This is a genomic window from Microscilla marina ATCC 23134, assembly GCF_000169175.1.
Lineage (GTDB): Bacteria > Bacteroidota > Bacteroidia > Cytophagales > Microscillaceae > Microscilla > Microscilla marina.
In genome coordinates this window covers 57,596-76,819 of sequence record NZ_AAWS01000020.1, presented here as the reverse complement: position 1 = coordinate 76,819, position 19,224 = coordinate 57,596, and the positions used below count along the sequence as shown (strand labels likewise).

Annotated in this window: 13 protein-coding genes, 2 CRISPR repeat arrays and 1 riboswitch (1 of these 16 running past the window's edge); of the genes, 2 read left to right on the top strand and 11 right to left on the bottom strand. The window is 39.7% G+C overall.

Annotation, left to right across the window (positions count from 1 at the left end):
• Positions 1-1,668: a CRISPR direct-repeat array (repeat unit 37 nt; unit sequence CTTTCAGAGCAACATCCATTAAAACAAGGATTGAAAC); it reaches 47 nt to the left of the window's first position.
• A gap of 106 nt (positions 1,669-1,774) precedes the next feature.
• Positions 1,775-4,191: a CRISPR direct-repeat array (repeat unit 37 nt; unit sequence CTTTCAGAGCAACATCCATTAAAACAAGGATTGAAAC).
• Positions 4,192-4,709: 518 nt separating this feature from the next.
• The 5 genes from M23134_RS19035 to M23134_RS19015 all read right to left on the bottom strand — a co-directional run bounded on the left by M23134_RS19035 (position 4,710) and on the right by M23134_RS19015 (position 11,199).
• Positions 4,710-5,093, bottom strand: coding sequence for a VOC family protein (locus tag M23134_RS19035; RefSeq protein WP_002698831.1), 384 nt, complete (start codon positions 5,091-5,093; stop codon positions 4,710-4,712).
• A 98-nt stretch (positions 5,094-5,191) separates the two neighbouring features.
• Positions 5,192-7,492 (bottom strand): 5-methyltetrahydropteroyltriglutamate--homocysteine S-methyltransferase, encoded by a 2,301-nt coding sequence (gene metE / locus M23134_RS19030; protein WP_002698829.1) that lies wholly within the window; start codon positions 7,490-7,492, stop codon positions 5,192-5,194.
• Between the two features lie 281 nt (positions 7,493-7,773).
• Positions 7,774-7,971: riboswitch (cobalamin riboswitch) on the bottom strand.
• 417 nt (positions 7,972-8,388) lie between these two features.
• On the bottom strand, positions 8,389-8,850 hold the full coding sequence (locus M23134_RS19025) for a YybH family protein (RefSeq protein WP_002698827.1): 462 nt from the start codon (positions 8,848-8,850) through the stop codon (positions 8,389-8,391).
• 4 nt (positions 8,851-8,854) lie between these two features.
• Positions 8,855-9,955 (bottom strand): nuclear transport factor 2 family protein, encoded by a 1,101-nt coding sequence (locus M23134_RS39940; protein WP_002698825.1) that lies wholly within the window; start codon positions 9,953-9,955, stop codon positions 8,855-8,857.
• A gap of 149 nt (positions 9,956-10,104) precedes the next feature.
• Positions 10,105-11,199, bottom strand: coding sequence for a helix-turn-helix domain-containing protein (locus M23134_RS19015; protein ID WP_002698823.1), 1,095 nt, complete (start codon positions 11,197-11,199; stop codon positions 10,105-10,107).
• A 109-nt stretch (positions 11,200-11,308) separates the two neighbouring features.
• Between M23134_RS19015 and M23134_RS19010 the strand changes: the two genes are divergently transcribed.
• Positions 11,309-12,508 carry a CapA family protein gene (locus M23134_RS19010; protein WP_157558547.1) on the top strand — a complete coding sequence of 400 codons (1,200 nt, stop codon included), beginning with the start codon at positions 11,309-11,311 and terminating at the stop codon, positions 12,506-12,508.
• A gap of 7 nt (positions 12,509-12,515) precedes the next feature.
• Here M23134_RS19010 and M23134_RS19005 read toward each other — a convergent pair whose 3' ends face one another.
• Complete coding sequence (locus M23134_RS19005; RefSeq protein WP_157558546.1) at positions 12,516-14,060, bottom strand: M61 family metallopeptidase; 1,545 nt, start codon at positions 14,058-14,060, stop codon at positions 12,516-12,518.
• A 459-nt stretch (positions 14,061-14,519) separates the two neighbouring features.
• On the opposite strand from M23134_RS19005, the gene ahcY reads away from it, so the two are divergent.
• On the top strand, positions 14,520-15,830 hold the full coding sequence (ahcY, locus tag M23134_RS19000; RefSeq protein WP_002698817.1) for an adenosylhomocysteinase: 1,311 nt from the start codon (positions 14,520-14,522) through the stop codon (positions 15,828-15,830).
• A 68-nt stretch (positions 15,831-15,898) separates the two neighbouring features.
• On the opposite strand, the gene M23134_RS18995 is transcribed toward ahcY, so the two are convergent.
• The 5 genes from M23134_RS18995 to M23134_RS18975 all read right to left on the bottom strand — a co-directional run bounded on the left by M23134_RS18995 (position 15,899) and on the right by M23134_RS18975 (position 19,216).
• On the bottom strand, positions 15,899-16,792 hold the full coding sequence (locus tag M23134_RS18995) for a S66 peptidase family protein (protein ID WP_002698816.1): 894 nt from the start codon (positions 16,790-16,792) through the stop codon (positions 15,899-15,901).
• 83 nt (positions 16,793-16,875) lie between these two features.
• A complete protein-coding gene (locus M23134_RS18990; protein WP_045113882.1) occupies positions 16,876-17,385 on the bottom strand; it encodes an OmpH family outer membrane protein in 510 nt (169 codons plus the stop codon).
• Positions 17,386-17,398: 13 nt separating this feature from the next.
• Complete coding sequence (locus M23134_RS18985) at positions 17,399-17,947, bottom strand: OmpH family outer membrane protein (RefSeq protein WP_002698814.1); 549 nt, start codon at positions 17,945-17,947, stop codon at positions 17,399-17,401.
• Positions 17,948-17,953: 6 nt separating this feature from the next.
• Complete coding sequence (locus M23134_RS18980; RefSeq protein ID WP_002698813.1) at positions 17,954-18,508, bottom strand: OmpH family outer membrane protein; 555 nt, start codon at positions 18,506-18,508, stop codon at positions 17,954-17,956.
• A gap of 183 nt (positions 18,509-18,691) precedes the next feature.
• Positions 18,692-19,216 (bottom strand): OmpH family outer membrane protein, encoded by a 525-nt coding sequence (locus tag M23134_RS18975; RefSeq protein WP_002698812.1) that lies wholly within the window; start codon positions 19,214-19,216, stop codon positions 18,692-18,694.
• Positions 19,217-19,224: the final 8 nt, after the last annotated feature.

Below are 19,224 nucleotides of genomic sequence, written 5' to 3'. Positions count from 1 at the left end.
ATGTTTTTGTTGCTTCGGGCTTTGTTCTTTCAGAGCAACATCCATTAAAACAAGGATTGAAACACGAACTATATGCCCACCACATATTTGGCACCACATTAACTTTCAGAGCAACATCCATTAAAACAAGGATTGAAACTGTTTAAAAGTTGTGAATTGAATTATTTAATTAACCTTTCAGAGCAACATCCATTAAAACAAGGATTGAAACCTCCTTCTCCACTAGTTCCCACTTATAGCCGGTGTTATCTTTCAGAGCAACATCCATTAAAACAAGGATTGAAACTGTAATCTGCTAAGTCTTCATCGGGGGCGTAAGCCCCTTTCAGAGCAACATCCATTAAAACAAGGATTGAAACCTTGTCTAGAAAACTGGCACCTGATTTTTGATAATTCTTTCAGAGCAACATCCATTAAAACAAGGATTGAAACACGAATTAGAATAATATGAAACATACTTATGACGAAGCTTTCAGAGCAACATCCATTAAAACAAGGATTGAAACGCGCGGGTGTTTTTCCTATACTTGAGTCTCCGACCATCTTTCAGAGCAACATCCATTAAAACAAGGATTGAAACACGGTGTGAACGTAACGCAAGCATATTCTTCATCTACTTTCAGAGCAACATCCATTAAAACAAGGATTGAAACATCAAAGTCTTGATATTTTGCTCAACCTATCCAGGCTTTCAGAGCAACATCCATTAAAACAAGGATTGAAACTTGACTATAGGTTTCTTGTTTGATCTTCTGTGTAATCTTTCAGAGCAACATCCATTAAAACAAGGATTGAAACCGGGTGGTTTTTTAGGGTTGGGAGTGGATAAGGGGACTTTCAGAGCAACATCCATTAAAACAAGGATTGAAACCAATGTTCTGCTTTGTAGCTAAGTCTTCAGTATTGTCTTTCAGAGCAACATCCATTAAAACAAGGATTGAAACATTTCTTGATACTCTCGCTTGATTGCAGCGATGTACTCTTTCAGAGCAACATCCATTAAAACAAGGATTGAAACAGCAATCTTATTAGCATATCAGACACCAACAAATACCTTTCAGAGCAACATCCATTAAAACAAGGATTGAAACCACTTAATAGGCAAATATTTCATAACTAACCTTGTACTTTCAGAGCAACATCCATTAAAACAAGGATTGAAACACTACCTTCTATGCACTATCACCCTTTATGACATCTTTCAGAGCAACATCCATTAAAACAAGGATTGAAACTACTCCTCTTCGGTCTTTTTAGTTACCTTCTTGGGCTTTCAGAGCAACATCCATTAAAACAAGGATTGAAACTCTTCCATCTGTACCCTACGTTTATCAGCTTATCTCCTTTCAGAGCAACATCCATTAAAACAAGGATTGAAACAAAGGCGCTAAACTTGCATCACCCTTTGTTTGCAACTTTCAGAGCAACATCCATTAAAACAAGGATTGAAACTTTCTAGCCTATGGTAATGTATAGGGCTTGCATAGCTTTCAGAGCAACATCCATTAAAACAAGGATTGAAACTAAAAAATTTGGAACGTGCTGAGGCGGTTAGCTCCTCTTTCAGAGCAACATCCATTAAAACAAGGATTGAAACAAACCCGATACGATTGTTTGGTGCCCGTTTGACGCTTTCAGAGCAACATCCATTAAAACAAGGATTGAAACTTTGTTTTAGCTCTTATGCCACCCATATTTGGCGAACTTTCAGAGCAACATCCATAAAACAAGGATGAAACAGTGCGTGATGAATGTCAGCCCGTGTCTCGCCCGCCCTTTCAGAGCAACATCCATTAAAACAAGGATTGAAACCCCTCAAAAATAAGGAGGGCTTTTGGAATAAGGTCACTTTCAGAGCAACATCCATTAAAACAAGGATTGAAACAGATTTTGGGATTCAGATCGTAAGATCGTAGGCGAAGCCTTTCAGAGCAACATCCATTAAAACAAGGATTGAAACTTTTTCATTTTCAAGGTCTTTTCTTAAAATAAGCGCTCTTTCAGAGCAACATCCATTAAAACAAGGATTGAAACAAAAACAAGGTTAAAGCAGTACAGAAATATGCCAACTTTCAGAGCAACATCCATTAAAACAAGGATTGAAACTTAATATGAATTGTTTACAAATAATCAAATTGTTTACTTTCAGAGCAACATCCATTAAAACAAGGATTGAAACAATAAAATGGGAGCACTGCGCAGAATTTTTAACGGCACTTTCAGAGCAACATCCATTAAAACAAGGATTGAAACCCACATTCAAGTAGAAGCAGATTTTCAATGCTTTCATTTTCTTTCAGAGCAACATCCATTAAAACAAGGATTGAAACTTTCTATCAGACCTATCTTTGCTTGTCCTAAGCTCCCTTTCAGAGCAACATCCATTAAAACAAGGATTGAAACTAATTTCGTCCAGACGGATTCCCCAGCGTCGGATACTTTCAGAGCAACATCCATTAAAACAAGGATTGAAACAAAAATAGAAAAGAACCAAAAAATTAGAGTTATGACCTTTCAGAGCAACATCCATTAAAACAAGGATTGAAACGCATTTGTTTGTTCTTATTATAAGTATGAGGCATCACTTTCAGAGCAACATCCATTAAAACAAGGATTGAAACCCGGAACGACCATCATTCCAGCATCGTAAAGTTTTTTCTTTCAGAGCAACATCCATTAAAACAAGGATTGAAACAACGCTAACTCTATATTAGTAATATCACACGAGTAGCTTTCAGAGCAACATCCATTAAAACAAGGATTGAAACCGCCTACTAGGATTTCCGCCAAAATACTATAAGACCCTTTCAGAGCAACATCCATTAAAACAAGGATTGAAACTGGGGGTTTGCTTTTTGAATCTCAGGTATTATGAGCCTTTCAGAGCAACATCCATTAAAACAAGGATTGAAACGAGTAATGAAAGTAATACTGAAGTTGAGCACAAGCCCTTTCAGAGCAACATCCATTAAAACAAGGATTGAAACAAACCATCACCTGATCAAATAAAAACAAGCATCATCTTTCAGAGCAACATCCATTAAAACAAGGATTGAAACATGTTAGTAATCTCTACTATGTCCGATGCCTCTAACCTTTCAGAGCAACATCCATTAAAACAAGGATTGAAACTCCATTCCAAAATCCCGTTATTCGTTATCATTTTCATCTTTCAGAGCAACATCCATTAAAACAAGGATTGAAACACTCATCGCACTAGCCGTAGTGTGATGCAACAACAGCTTTCAGAGCAACATCCATTAAAACAAGGATTGAAACGTAGTAATGGGTTTCGATCGGTTGGTGAAGACACACAACCGAGGCGAGGGCGGTAATAGATCAACATCCACTAAAACAAGGATTGAAACGCCGCTATATTTTCAACGTGTCCGCCTGCCAATATTTCTTTCAGAGCAACATCCATTAAAACAAGGATTGAAACAATTCAATGACGCTGCTGCTTCTCTTATACGATTCTTCTTTCAGAGCAACTTCCATTAAAACAAGGATTGAAACGTAGTAATGGGTTTCGATCGGTTGGTGAAGACACACAACCGAGGCGAGGGCGGTAATAGATCAACATCCACTAAAACAAGGATTGAAACCCCCTTCGCTTATTTGAAACCTTTGCATTTTGTCGGTCTTTCAGAGCTACTTCCACTAAAACAAGGATTGAAACCATTCAATGACGCTGCTGCTTCTCTTATACGATTCTTCTTTCAGAGCTACTTCCACTAAAACAAGGATTGAAACATCTCACGCTTCCCGCTTCAAGCAATGAATAATTGCTCTTTCAGAGCAACATCCATTAAAACAAGGATTGAAACTATATGTGCAAAGATAGAAAAAAACCTACAGAGGCTTTCAGAGCAACATCCATTAAAACAAGGATTGAAACGTAACCTCTATTGCGGTAAAGCCCCAATAAACCGAACTTTCAGAGCAACATCCATTAAAACAAGGATTGAAACGTTTTGGCATGCTTACTTCTGCCACCTTTTTACCTCCCTTTCAGAGCAACATCCATTAAAACAAGGATTGAAACATATAATAGATTCAGCTACAGCATTGTATGAACAACTTTCAGAGCAACATCCATTAAAACAAGGATTGAGACTAGCTTTCTAAGATTTCTTCTCTTTGGATTTTAGACACTTTCAGAGCAACATCCATTAAAACAAGGATTGAAACGTAGTAATGGGTTTCGATCGGTTGGTGAAGACACACAACCGAGGCGAGGGCGGTAATAGATCAACATCCACTAAAGAAAGGATTGAAACCCCCTTCGCTTATTTGAAACCTTTGCATTTTGTCGGTCTTTCAGAGCTACTTCCACTAAAACAAGGATTGAAACCATTCAATGACGCTGCTGCTTCTCTTATACGATTCTTCTTTCAGAGCTACTTCCACTAAAACAAGGATTGAAACGTAGTAATGGGTTTCGATCGGTTGGTGAAGACACACAACCGAGGCGAGGGCGGTAATAGATCAACATCCACTAAAGAAAGGATTGAAACGCCCTTCGCTTATTTGAAACCTTTGCATTTTGTCGGTCTTTCAGAGCTACTTCCACTAAAACAAGGATTGAAACCATTCAATGACGCTGCTGCTTCTCTTATACGATTCTTCTTTCAGAGCTACTTCCACTAAAACAAGGATTGAAATTCAAGTTTCCAGTTCTTATCACCAAGGGGCTGCTTAAGCATTGTCTAAACGGTAATTTCTACGTGATTGCCTTCCGGGTCGAGCACTACGCTTTCGTAGTATCCATCTCCTGTAGTACGAGGCGCTCCTATTACCTGATAACCATCGTTTTGTAGTTGTTGGGTAAGTTGATCTACTTTTGCTTTGCTCCCTACGCTGATCGCCAAATGAGCCAAGCCCAACTGGACTTGTTCTATTACTTGGGCAATGTCTGGTCGGTGCATGATTTCGAGTTGGCAACCACCCCTGCCAAAGGATAAAAAGTAGGAGGAAAACTTTTTCCTGGGGTTTACATATTTTTCGTTACTTATGGCATCGAAATAGGTGGTATAAAAACTGCGCATTTTTTCCAGGTTATTTACCCAAATGGCTATGTGTGCGATGTGCATAATAGTTTTGATTTAAGGGCTTCATCGGCTCATGTAGCACGTGACATTATTTGAAATAGAAAAAACCACTACAAAATGCAGTGGTTTTTTGGTAAATATTAAGCAGTAGTTTCTCTCATTTTCTTCGCTGCTTCTACCAGGTTAGTCAGGGCTACCTTAGTTTCTGCCCAATCTCTGGTCTTGAGCCCACAATCGGGATTTACCCAAATGTTTTGGGCGGGCAAAAACTCACTTGCTTTTTGTAGCAGGTGGGTCATTTCTTCGGTAGAAGGCACCCTCGGCGAATGAATATCGTACACCCCAGGACCAATCTCATTAGGATAACGAAATTCTCTAAAAGCTTCCAACAGCTCCATTTGCGACCTTGAAGTCTCTATCGTGATCACGTCAGCGTCCATGGCCGCTATTTGGGGGATAATGTCATTAAACTCCGAATAGCACATGTGGGTGTGTATTTGGGTTTCGTCTTTTACCCCCGACGAGGCAAGCCTAAAGGCATTTACTGCCCACTTCAGGTATACGTCCCAATCTTTGGTGCGCAAAGGCAAACCCTCTCTGATGGCGGGTTCGTCTATTTGTACTACCTGAATGCCTGCTTTTTCGAGGTCGCTTACCTCGTCTCTTATGGCAAGGGCTATTTGTTGGGCGGTAACCGAACGCGGCTGATCGTCTCTTACAAACGACCATTGCAAAATAGTAACTGGTCCGGTAAGCATGCCTTTGACCAGTTTTTGGGTTTGTTGTTGGGCAAAACTGCTCCAGCGCACCGTCATTGCCTCACTGCGTTGTACATCGCCAAAAATAATGGGAGGCTTCACCCCGCGCGATCCATAACTTTGCACCCAACCGTTTTTGGTAAAAACAAAGCCTTCCAACAGTTCGCCAAAGTACTCTACCATGTCGTTGCGCTCGTATTCGCCATGCACCAACACGTCGAGTCCTACGCTTTCTTGCCAGCGAATGGTTTGTTCAATGTTTTGCTGGAGCAAGTCTTCGTATTCTGCTTGGGTAAGTTGCCCTTTTTTAAATTGCTGCCTTAGTTTTCTTATTTCGGCAGTCTGCGGAAAAGAGCCTATAGTGGTGGTAGGAAACACCGGCAAATTGAGTTTTTCTCTTTGCCTTAGCTGGCGCGTCTCAAAAGTACTGTCACGCGTGTAGTCTTCAGGCTTGATGGCAACTACCCGTTGTTTCACCTCAGACTTATGAATCAGTTCCGATTGCTGACGACTTTCTATGTCTAGCATGTTTTGGGTAAGCCACTGTTTCACGCTTTGGTGGGTATCAGACTGGCAAAGTTTTTTCAACACTGCTACCTCCTCTACTTTTTGTTTGGCAAAAGCCAACCACCTTTTAATGCCTTGGGGCAACACCTCTTCGTTGGTTTCCAGGTCGAGGTCGCAAGGTGTATGCAGCAACGAGCAAGAAGTAGCCACCATTACCCGGTCTTGTCCCAGCTTTTCAACCGCTTGGTTGATCATAGGCAAAGACTTGGTGAAGTCGTTTTTCCAGATATTGCGTCCATCTACCAAACCCAACGAAAGACTCACGTCAGGCTTGAGGTGGTCTAATACAGCCCCTAACTGGTTTACATCCCGTGCCAAATCAATGTGCAAGGCACAAGCGGGCAACTCACACGCCAAAGCGGTGTTTTGGCGCAAGCCTTCAAAATAAGTAGTAAGAATAATTTTTGCCTGAGGCACTTCTTTTTTAATGGTTTCGTAGGTAGTGCGCAATGCTTTTTGCTCTTCCTTGCTTAAATCCATCACCAAAAAAGGTTCGTCTATTTGTATCCAGTCAGCCCCTGCATCGCACAATTGACGCAGCAACTCTATATATACAGGCAAAAGGCGCTCAAGCAATGTAATCCGGTGAAAACCCTTCTCTTTTTCTTTGCCTAACAATAAAAACGACACTGGGCTAAGCAACACAGGTTTGGTATGAATACCCAGGGCTTTGCTCTCCAAAAACTCCCGCACTGGTTTGTCGTCGTACAAAGCAAACGTTTGACTTGCCGCAAACTCAGGCACCATATAGTGGTAGTTGGTGTCAAACCACTTGGTCATTTCCATGGCTATTACGTCATCATCGCCTTTTTGATACCCCCTTGCCATCGCAAAATACAAGTCGGTTTTGCTCAAAGCCTTGAGCGGTTGATAACGTTCAGGAATAACGCCAAAAGCGAGCACGGTGTCCAGTACTTGGTCGTAGTAAGAAAAATCGTTGGCAGGAATTAAGTCTACCCCTTGCTCTTGTTGGGTTTGCCAGTTAAAGGCGCGTTGCTCCTGCCCTACTTTGAGCAATTCGTCTACGGTAATTTTGCCTTTCCAATACTTTTCGCAGGCTTTTTTTAGTTCACGATGGGCACCAATACGCGGGTACCCCAAAATATTTGTAAACATAGGATGTGTAATTTGCAGAAATGGGCTTTAAACATACGCTATACTTTGGGTAAAGCCATTCCTTAGATGAACAAAAATACTTTCAATGCCTTTGTATTGGCTTTCGCAAATTTTTTGTGTCTAAAGAATGCTACAACCCTTGCCCCAAAGCCACACCCAAGATATCCAAGGTATCGCCATGTAGTAGGTATACAATAAGCCTTGCTTTGGCAGAAATTGCCCAGAGAGGTTTATCTAAGAGAGGTATCAGTCTTTAACATCACTTCAAAATCGCGAAAGCGTGTTATCTTGATAATAAGGCAAGTCTCCTGGCTTTTGGCATTCTTATCCCACCTTCCCGTTCACAGTCGAACAGTGGTGTTTGATAAATAACAGATAAGAACTCTTACGCCAATTTACAGTTGCGCGTCAGCTCGTGATTTTCACACGATTCCTTTTTAATTGCTGTTTCCAGCAAACCATTATTATGATTGATATTGAACTCATCTAAAGCTTATTTTTGCTTAGGATGGGTTCAGTTATAACAAAGAACTGGTACAAATGAAGGTAACTTTTTTGACAAAATAAAGCAATTGTTAACAAAAGTAGATGGAGGGTTTTTAATAAAATAGCGTATTTATACTAGAATTAAAGTGATTACCTGCGGTGAGCTCGTCACAGCAAGCTGCCCCGATGAATCGGGATTTATAAATAGACTCGGTTTTAGGATTTACAGGATTAGCTGAAGCAGAACTCAGCACAGCAAGCTGTAGCTTCGGTTGATTAATGTTGGTATTCAGACAATTAGTCAAAATCCATCCTCAAAACCATTTTTGTTTAAGTATACCTACTTGGCAGATTTCAAAAACCTGCCAAGTAGGAGTAGAATTACCTTATGAAATACAGTAGTAATAGTACTACTGCTTTACACTGTTCCATATATCGAGGTGCATCTTCCAAACTCCCTGTACTTTTTTCCACACTACCACATACTTGCCTTGCCACGACGATGCTTGTTTGCCTTGTCGCTGGGTTTTGCCTTTGTAATAGCCGTAGTCGTAAGCAGTGGTACCCACTATTTCTATTTTTTCGGGCATAAGTTTGTGCTCCAGGTGGGCTACTTGGGCATTAAAACTCCAATATTTGCGAATGGCTTCATGGCCTTGCATGATTTTGGTGCGATTGGGAAAAATAGACGCATCTTTAGTATAAAAGCTGACTATTTTTTCGGTGTCCTTGGCTACAAATGCCTTTGAAAAAGCCCTTGCCTGAGCCATAATTGCTTGTTGGTCTTTCTGGGCAGCAGTTTGTGCCCAGGTAGGGGTGCTCAGGGCAAACAAAAGCCCCCACACACCCCATAAAAAATGGTGTCTTTTCATACAATTATTTATTGCTGTTTTCAAGTAATAAAATCATTTCTTCGGCTACTCCAGCCGCCGATGCTGGGTTTTGCCCGGTCACCAAGCGGTCGCTTACTACTACGTGTTTGGCTTGTTTTTTGGTCGCTTTTGAGTACTTTACGCCTCTTTCTTTCAAACGATCTTCGAGCAAGAAGGGTAAAATGTGTTTGATTTTGGCATCTTCAGCATTAGAGTATCCGGTGGCTTTTTTGCCCGCGAGCAAGTAACTGCCATCGCTTAGTTTTACATTGAGCAACCCCGAAGGTCCGTGACACACTGCACCTACTACCTTATTGCTTTCGTACATTTTGGCGGTAATCTTCTGTAGTTTTTTATTGTCCGGAAAGTCCCACATCGTACCCTTGCCCCCTACATAATAAATGCCCGCATACTGATTTATGTCTACCTGATCGGGCGACAGTGTTTTTCTCAGTTCGTTTAAACGTTGCTTATCGCGAAAAAAGTGACGAGTGGTTTCGTCTACCGCAGCATTGGCTATACCATTGATTGCCAGCATACCTCCCTTAGGGCTCACAAAATCCACCTGATAACCTTTTTGGTTAAAAACCTCAAAAGGATAAGTAATTTCAGGAAGGTAAGTACCCGCCTTTTTGCTTGTGTTGCCTAGTTTTTCGTGGTTGGTTACTACAAACAGTATTTTTTTAGGCTGTAGCCTTTGCCCTTGATAAATCTTATTGACGATCTTCCACTCCTCTCCTACTTTCAACAACTGCATGTAGTCAACAAACCTAAAGTTGGGGTACTCAATGAGCACCTCTGCGTGGGCTATGTTTTTCATTACATTGATGGTGACTACCCGCCCTTTGCGGTTCGATTTTTTGCCTGGCTTAATCATCTTCACATAATCGTCAATAGGCATCAACTTGTATTGGTTACCCCTGATGCCTTGTAGCCGGGCATCAGCATGAAAAGCCTTGCGCAACAGGGCTACATCGCCATTGGTACCTCCGTCTATGTAATAGTTAAGGGTTTGGATGATGGCTTTTTTTTCTTGTTTTACCGATTGGGCTTGCGCCGAAACGGCTATAAATAGTCCTAAAATAAGTCCAGATAACTTGTGCATGGTTATTTGTTGTTTTTTTGATAAATAATGACACAAATAACGAGGGTATAAAATTCAAAATCTATTGAATTTATAAATCCATCAAACAAAAAAACATTCAACAAGAGCCATATAAGGGGGTTTAAGAATAAATTTTATTGACCGTGTACTCAAGAGGTTACTTTGTATTGCTTGCGATATTGTGAGGGAGTTTGCTGGACGTTTTTCTTAAATGCTGTATTAAAAGAGGACAAATTATTGAACCCACTTTCAAAAGCAATTCCTGCAATTTTGTAGTGGTCAAACGCTGGGGCGATGAGTAGCTTTTTGGCTTCGTCTATTCGGTATTGGTTTACAAAATCGGCAAAGTTTTTTGCCAAATGTTCATTGATCACTTGTGACAAAAGGTAAGCGGGCATATCCAGCATTTCGGCGAGCTTGGGCAAAGTCAATGCTGCATCTTTAAAAACCTTACCTTCTTCCATCAATGCCTTCACGCTGGCAATATGTGCCTGGGTAGTGTGGTCGGTCAAGGGGGAAGTTTTGTATTTGGGTTTGTCAAAAGTTTGAGTAAACACTTGTGGTTGGGTAAGCGCCAACAGACCAATGCAAAATACCAAAGAAGTATAAATGATCAGGGCATTTTGATACTTAAGAAAAGAGAAAAAATGACTGGTGGTATAAGCAAGCCATACCAACGCCAACATTGCCCAAAGGCTCCGCATCCAGGTCCATTTGGCTTTATCTAAAGTACTACTGTTTTTTTGGGCTTTGTAAGATTGATAAAAACGCCTGAGCCATAAAAAATTAATAATCAAGTATACCAACAAATAAGCGTGTAAACCTCGGTAATACCACAAAAAGAAAGGAACAATACTTTGCTTGAATGCACCACTGTAGTTGGGCGGATATAATATAATACTGCTGCAACACACAGCTACTACCCAAGGCACCAGCTGCAAAAAGTCTGTATTTCGCAAGCTAAAGGTGGGTTGGGCCAATGCCCGAAAGTAAAACATCATGAGTGCCCCAATGAGCAAGTAGCCCGACAAACCTATGTTTACGAGTACGTCGGGGTAGTGCCCAGTACTGACAATGTAAGCCGATTTACCCAAACGCATTACCAAAGCCAACAACAAAAACCCCAGCAACTTGTTGGCTTTTTGGTTGCCCCTTTTGCTGATAAAAAGGTATACCGCAAAAAACACACTTTGTAGTACGCCTGTATAAAAAAACAAAATCAGTAATACTCTCGAAAAACTCATACCCTTTGGTGATTATGGGATTGTATTGATATGTAAATATAACACATCTGATAAGATATACAGATTGACCTTACCACAAATAAAACTAGCACAATCATTGACTTAACCAATGGCAGCAGATAACTTGTTATATAACATGAAGCTTTTCCGACTATTCATGGCTTTGATTACCATTGCCTTTGCTTTAATTTTACCCACCAACCGCTCTGACCACTACCCCTCTAAGCGACAATTGACCTTAAGCAAGTATTGGAAACAAAGCGCTGTTCCTAAAGACTCTGCTAAAACAGCTTCACCCAAAAAACGCACCCAAACCAATGACACAATCACTATTGTTGGGGTGGGTGACCTCATGTTAGGAACTAATTACCCTCATAAATACTTGATTCCCCCTAATAATGGCAAAGATCTAATGGCTGATGTCACTCCCTTGATTCGACAAGCTGACGTGGCTTTTGGCAACCTCGCCAGCCCAGTACTCAATAAAGGAGGTAAGCGCAAATATTGCCGGGACTCTACCCACTGTTTTGCTTTTCGTACACCTGAGGCAGTAGCGCAAAATGTGATAGACAGTGGATTTGATGTACTCAATATAGGTAACAATCATATCAATGACTTTGGCAAGGCTGGGATTGTCAATACACTACAGTTTTTGCGTAAAAATCGAATCCCCCATGCAGGCTTAGACTCTATTCCTTACACCATTTTCGAGAAGAAAGGCATTCGTTATGGTTTTGCGGCTTTTACTCCTTACGATACTATCACTATCAATATGCACGATCGCTCCAGGGTAAGTCGCATTATTCAACATTTAAACCAACACACCGATATTGTCATTGTATCTGTAAGGGCAGGTGGCGAGGGTTCGGCTTATCAACAACTCACCAAACAGCCAGAGCACTTTGCGGGCGAAGACCGGGGCAATATCTATGCTTTTGCTCACTTTGCCATTGACCAGGGAGCAGATATTATATTTGGGCATGGCCCTCACGTAAGCCGTGCTATAGAGGTTTACAAAAAACGTTTTATTGCTTACAGTCTTGGTAATTTTTGCACCTATTCTGGCATTTACCGCAAAGGGGTAAGCGGCATAGCACCTATAGCAAGGGTAATGGTAAACCCACAAGGCGAGTTTCTGATGGCACAACTAGTATCTACCCGACAGCTTCGCAATGGTAAGGTAGTGATAGATGCAAAACAGCAGGTACTCAAAATCATCAAACGCCTGACTAAACTTGCTTTTCCAAAGTCAACGCTACACATTGATGACAAAGGCTGGGTAAGTTTGCTTACTACTCCCCAAAAATAGGTTCAACTTACCTGCCCAACCAAGCCTTTCGCAACCTCTTTTGTTGATCAGTGATATTTTTTACTGGTCTAAAATGATCATCTTTGGCATCATACGAAATACCCACCTTTAATAAATACTCTTTGAGGGGCAACGCCTTGGCATTGATGACATAGTCTGTAAAAAAATGTCGTATCTCAGGGAAAGTCATTTTAGCTATTTCAGCAATTAACTCTTTGTCTTTAAACGGCTTATGTTTGCCATACTTTGCCGACAAATCCTGCAAAAGGTGTTGGGTGCCATATTTTCCATTGGAGAGTTCTCTCAAACGAATGTCAAGGCATAATCCAATCAGAGCCCCCTTAAGGTAGACATTATAGTACTGATTGCTTAGGTTCAAGATATTTTTGCTCATCTGGGTAAAAGACAAACGGTTATTGAACTTTCGGCTGTTTACAATTTTTTGCCTTACATTTTGTAAAAACTCCGCTACTCCCTGTAGTTTTTGTTTTACAGGCATATGCAAGGTGGCATATTCGGTCATGCCTTCGTATAACCACAAATGCTGAGACATTTTAGGTTGATTAAAGTCGTAATTTGCTATTTCTTCAGAGTGGATATTGAGTGGAGTTACAATGTGAAAAAATTCGTGTGAGGCAATTTTGCGTACCAATGATGCAATAGGGTCCAGCTCGTCGTTGCTTGCTGCAAACAAATAAAACGAAGAGTAAGAGTGCTCCAGCGCATCTCCGGTAATACTACCTGGTTTGCCTATGCCATGACTTATAATAAAAGAGTAGTGATTTACAGGAAGCGTGCCTCCCAAATAATCTTTTTGAGCCTTTAGCAAACTTTTCAAATGTTGGGCTATTCCTGCCGAGTACTTATTGCCAGTATGCGAGTGTACAGCCACGGTTATTTTAGTATTGGCCACTTTTATCACTGTAGTATCAGGCTGGCTATACATCAAGGGGGCATCTATCAGGCTACGGTAGTCAGCCGCTAAAAATACATCTTTGGTGGGTTGTTTTTTGATTGCTAACAGAGAGGTAGCCCCAAAGAACCCAAGGGGTTTTACAAAGGTAAGCCGGACTGGCAATTTGGTCATGCCATCAAAATACCCAAACAAACAATTATGATTGATTACAAATAGCTCATCTTTGACAAAGCTGCTCGCTGCTGACTGATACGGCTTATTACCCAGATCTTTGTGTGTTTCATAACCATCGTCTACAGTATAACTCAACCTGTACAATTGGCGGGCGTTGTGTATTTTCCACCCATTCTTCCCTACTTTTTCATGCTTCAACTGTCTGCCTTGTACGGTTTCGGCCCGAAAGTTAGACACAAACTGCCCAAAATCAAGCTTACTATAAATGCCCGGTACAATTTGAGGTAAATAGTAGATCACTTCTTTTTGTTTGATGGCAGGTACCTTTAACACTACACGCAATTGATCATTCTCTACCTTGGTCAAGTCAACATCAAATTCATAAGCAGGTAACTTACTTTGACCTTGGACAACACTCACCCTGGCTAATGTCCAGAAAGGTAAAGTGTATAGTAAACTCACTTTTAAAATATGGTATATCCTCATCTAACTTATTTAAATAATTAGAAACATAATAAAACAACAGTATGTTACACCGTATAATTTTCAACGCCAATTAACCAAACAAAATAAAAAACCTCTGCATAATTATTGTGTAACTTTTTAGTAAAATTAACATCAATATCTTATACAAACAGAGTTTGATATCATTGCAGAATATAGGGAATAAACACTTAATCCCACCTTTATCTTAAAACATATTATCAATTAGTATATACACTTTTAAGAGAGTATATTTGGTTAAAAAAATCAAACCCATAATTATATTATTTTTTCTATAAAAATACAAAATTATACACAATAGGCGTTGTTCGTAGAATAGCCTGATAACCCGGCTTATAAATTGCCATTGTCATTGAAATCAAGTATTTTTGTAACACTTATTCGAAAATTTACATAGTAAGAATAAATTTTAGGTCAATGTTAGAAACAACACAAGATAACTATAAAGTAAAAGACATTACTTTAGCAGATTGGGGACGTAAAGAAATTGAACTTGCCGAAGCTGAAATGCCAGGTTTGATGGCTCTAAGAGAAGAATATGGAGAGTCTAAACCCTTGAAAGGTGCCCGCATCGCAGGATGTCTGCACATGACTATTCAAACTGCCGTTTTGATTGAAACTTTGGTTGCTTTAGGAGCAGAAGTTACCTGGTCATCTTGTAACATATTCTCTACTCAAGACCATGCCGCAGCCGCTATTGCTAAAGCAGGTATTCCTGTATTTGCCTGGAAAGGTATGAACGAAGAAGAGTTTGATTGGTGTATTGAAGCAAGCCTTAGGTCATTTGAAGATGGCAAACCTTTGAACATGATCTTGGATGATGGTGGAGACTTAACTAACCTTGTATTAGACAAAAACCAAGATTTAGTAAGTGATATCCGTGGCCTTTCAGAAGAAACCACTACTGGTGTACACCGTCTTTACGAAAGGGTAAAAAATGGCACACTCACTATGCCTGCCATCAACGTAAATGACTCTGTAACTAAGTCAAAATTTGACAACAAATATGGTTGTAAAGAGTCTTTGGTAGATGCCATTCGTCGTGCAACTGACGTAATGTTAGCTGGAAAAGTCGCCGTAGTTGCTGGTTATGGTGATGTAGGAAAAGGTTCTGCTGCATCTCTTCAAGGTGCTGGTGTACGTGTAATTGTTACTGAAGCTGATCCTATTTGTGCTTTACAAGCTGCAATGGACGGTTTCGAAGTAAAACCAATGCTCAAAGCTATTTCTGAGGTAGACTTGGTAGTGACTGCTACTGGTAACAAAGATATTATCACTTCTGAGCACTTTAAGCTCATGAAAGATAAAACAATCGTTTGTAACATTGGCCACTTTGACAATGAAATTGACGTTGCCTGGCTAAATGACAACTATGGTACTTCTAAAGTATCTGTAAAACCACAGGTAGACATCTACAACGTAGAAGGAAACGATATCATTCTTTTGGCAGAAGGTCGTTTGGTAAACCTTGGTTGTGCTATGGGTCACCCATCTTTTGTGATGTCTAACTCTTTCACAAACCAAGTATTGGCTCAAATAGAACTTTGGAACAACAGTGCTAACTACAACAACGAAGTTTATATGTTGCCTAAGCACTTAGACGAAAAAGTAGCCAACCTTCACCTTAGTAAAATTGGCGTAGAGCTTGAAAAACTAACTAAAGAACAAGCTGATTACATTGGAGTAAAACCAGAAGGTCCTTACAAGCCAGAACATTACCGCTACTAAGACAAAATAGAGTATAGACTCTATCAGAAAAATATATAAGGGTTGCTCTTATCAAGAGTAACCCTTTTTTATTGAAACTGCATTTCTACCCGTTTCTCTGTTACTTGCAAGCGTGCCAGCCTATTACAAATTACTGTCATGTTATGCTTTTCGTGCCCCACCGGAAAATTGTAACACACCGGATACCTTAAGTCTCTCGTCAAGTCGTTTATAATCTCATATACTGTTTGGCCAAAAAACGCATCATTGTCCTTTACCCCAGAGAAATGTCCTATAATTAATCCTGCCAGGTTATCCAGTTTTTTGGCACGTTTAAGCTGCACCATCATTCGGTCTATATGGTATAAGTACTCGTTTACCTCCTCAAGAAATAATATTTTCCCATCTGTATTTATTTCCGAAGGGGTACCTATAGCGTTTGCAAACAACGTGAGGTTTCCGCCTACAACAACTCCTTCTGCATTGCCCAGCTTATTCATCACACTCAATACCGAACTAATTTTAAGAGGTTGCCCAAACAAGGCCTGTTTCAAGCTCTCTATAGATACTTCTGTCTGTTTAGGAAAAAGTAAAGGCATAACGCCATGAATAGTTTCTACCCTTAGGTTATGCAAATGACAGTGCAACACGGTTACATCACTAAACCCCACAATCCATTTTGGGTACTTTAAGAACTTGGTAAAATCTAATTGATCTACAATCCTGGTAGTTCCATACCCCCCTCTTGCGCATATAATGGCTCTAATCTCGGGTTCATCTAACATTTGCTGAAAGTCTCCTGCCCGCTCTTCGTCTGTACCTGCAAACTGATAGTGGGTATTAAATAAGTTTTTGCCTAACACTACTTGCAAACCCCAACCCTCAAAAATAGATACTGCCATCTTAATTTCAGCCTCATTAATACTTCTAGCTGGCGCCACAATGGCTACTTTTTGCCCCGGTTGTAAATAAGGAGGTCTCATAATTTATTCTTGTTTCAAATACACATAAAAAAACCTGTTTGATCGTTGATCAAACAGGTTTAGAAACTAACAATTTTAAAGTATTAATTAGTCTTAATACCTAGTTTTTTTAGAACAACATCAGAAATATCATATTTCTTGTTTGAAAACAAGGCAGTTTCTTTTCGAATGATAAAGTTATATTTACCCTCTTTTGCTACCACTGCCAATGCTGCCTCTACTTTTTTGTAGATAGGATTCAACAAATTGCCTCTTTTCTTATCTATCCTTGTTTGGGCGGTTTGCTGAAACCGTTGTAACTCCATTTGTTGTTTTGATAATTGCTCACCTTTGGCTTTACGGGCTGCAGCCGACATTTTAGCTTCCTGTTGTCTAAAAGCCTGCACTTGTTTTTGAAACATTTGCTGCTTTCTTTTAAACTCATCTTCTAGTTTCTTGGTATAGGTTTGCATCTCAGTTTGTGCTCTTTTATACTCTGTCATTTTAGGCAACACGTACTGAGTATCAAAATAACCTATTTTATACTGTTGTGCCTGTGCGGTACCCAAAGTAAGCATACATAGCCCCAACATTAAAGTCCAAATTCTTTTCATAATTCAAATATCCTTATTTTTTATTATTTGAGCCTTTAGGAGTAATCTTTTTAGGCGTAATACCCATTTTTCTTAGTATATCGTCAGATATATTAAACGCTTTGGTATCATATACCAATTGGTCTTTTCTCAACACAAAGTCTATTTGCTTTTCAGCAGAATAAGTTTCTACATTCTTACTGATGCTCTTGTAAATAGGCGATAGTAATTGTTGTTCTTTTACCATCGTTTGTTGGCGGGCAGTACGATCAAACTTTACAAGTTCATCTTGCAATCTTTTCAATTCCTGCTCACGACTTGCCCTAATCAAATCACTCATAGTAGGCGCTTCTTTTTCATAGGCGCCAAACTTCTTTTTCAACTCCCCTTGCTTTTTCAGTAGTTCTGACTCCAACTGTTTTCTAAGGGCAGACAAATCTTTTTGTGCTTTCTTAAAAGCAGGAAGTTGCTGTGCCACATACTGTAAGTCTATAAAACGTACTTTAGGCGACGTTTGAGCCAATACATTCGACGTAAAACTTACCAACAGGATAAGTAATAATATATAAGTAGTTTTTTTCATGATGCCTTATTTATTGCCTTTCTTCGTAACCGTTACCCCCAAATCTTTCAATACCAAGTCTGAGATATTATCACCAGGCACTTCGTATAGCAAAGCTTCTTTTTTAATTATGATAGCAAAGTTATTAGCCTTGGCTACCTTGTCAATAGATGTTTGTACTTTCTTGGTAACAGGGTTAATTAACGCATTTTCCTTCTGTAAAGACTGCTGTCGGGCAGCTTGCTGAAACTGACGTAACTCCTGGTCAAGTTTGGTAATCTCTTGTTGACGTGTCTGAAGTATAGCCACTGGTGTAGCAGGTTTGGCACTTGCCAATTTCTGGTATTCGGCAATTTTACTTTGCATTTCTTTTTGCTTTTTATTAGCCTCTGCCGTCAATTGCTTTTTGTATATATCCAACGCACTTTGGATTTTCTTATATTCAGGTAAGTTGCTAAACACATATCCCGTATCAAAATACCCTATTTTGGCAGGTGCCTGAGCCATCACTTGCCCAAAGCTCCCTAATAAGATCACACCTAATAATAGTGCTTTTAAACCAAAAACTTTTTTTGTATCCATTATTCAAAGTTTAATTCAAGAGTTGTTTTAAATAATCTACCTAGAAAGATGATGCAATTTTACTAGAATAACTGTTGTTTCACAATCTAATTGATAGAATTATAATAATGGGTGGTATAATAAATATAAGCTATTTATTACTCCCCCATTAAAACGGCCACCTATTCATTTTATTTCAACTGACTAATCCTCCTCGGCAAGTCCTAACTGTACCAAAACCCTTTCTGTATAATCATGGGTTGGGCTGGCATAAATCATTATTAAATCACTGGATTTATCAAACACCACTTGGATTTTATAACGCCTAGCCACACGTTTGACAGCTTTTTGCAATTCTTCTTGAGCAGGTTTAATCAGCTCTTGCCTGCGCTGAAACAATAAGCCCTCATAACCAAAAACCTTTTTTTGATATTCTCTGGCTTCTTGTTCTTTCTTGGCAATTTCTTTCTGACGTTCATCCTTCATTTCTGCAGTCAGCAGAATCTCTTCTTGAATATACTTGGCACGCATTCGTTCTACAGCTTTTAGCTTAGCCTCTACTTGTTGCTGCCAGTTCGTTGCAGCTTTGTCAATTTCAGCCTTTGCTTTTTTATATGATTCCATTTGTTGTAGAATAAAATTAGAATCAATAAAGCCAAACTTCTGAGCACTTGCATAGGTAGCGCTCACAAGTATACACGCAAGAGAAAAAAATACACTTTTTAACATAGTTTCCG

Bases quoted from the DNA above. Each gene is read 5' to 3' on its own strand.
- M23134_RS19035 (WP_002698831.1), bottom strand. From the start codon at position 5,093: ATGCACATCGCACACATAGCCATTTGGGTAAATAACCTGGAAAAAATG.
- metE (WP_002698829.1), bottom strand. From the start codon at position 7,492: ATGTTTACAAATATTTTGGGGTACCCGCGTATTGGTGCCCATCGTGAA.
- M23134_RS19025 (WP_002698827.1), bottom strand. From the start codon at position 8,850: ATGAAAAGACACCATTTTTTATGGGGTGTGTGGGGGCTTTTGTTTGCC.
- M23134_RS39940 (WP_002698825.1), bottom strand. From the start codon at position 9,955: ATGCACAAGTTATCTGGACTTATTTTAGGACTATTTATAGCCGTTTCG.
- M23134_RS19015 (WP_002698823.1), bottom strand. From the start codon at position 11,199: ATGAGTTTTTCGAGAGTATTACTGATTTTGTTTTTTTATACAGGCGTA.
- M23134_RS19010 (WP_157558547.1), top strand. From the start codon at position 11,309: ATGGCAGCAGATAACTTGTTATATAACATGAAGCTTTTCCGACTATTC.
- ahcY (WP_002698817.1), top strand. From the start codon at position 14,520: ATGTTAGAAACAACACAAGATAACTATAAAGTAAAAGACATTACTTTA.
- M23134_RS18995 (WP_002698816.1), bottom strand. From the start codon at position 16,792: ATGAGACCTCCTTATTTACAACCGGGGCAAAAAGTAGCCATTGTGGCG.
- M23134_RS18990 (WP_045113882.1), bottom strand. From the start codon at position 17,385: ATGAAAAGAATTTGGACTTTAATGTTGGGGCTATGTATGCTTACTTTG.
- M23134_RS18985 (WP_002698814.1), bottom strand. From the start codon at position 17,947: ATGAAAAAAACTACTTATATATTATTACTTATCCTGTTGGTAAGTTTT.
- M23134_RS18980 (WP_002698813.1), bottom strand. From the start codon at position 18,508: ATGGATACAAAAAAAGTTTTTGGTTTAAAAGCACTATTATTAGGTGTG.
- M23134_RS18975 (WP_002698812.1), bottom strand. From the start codon at position 19,216: ATGTTAAAAAGTGTATTTTTTTCTCTTGCGTGTATACTTGTGAGCGCT.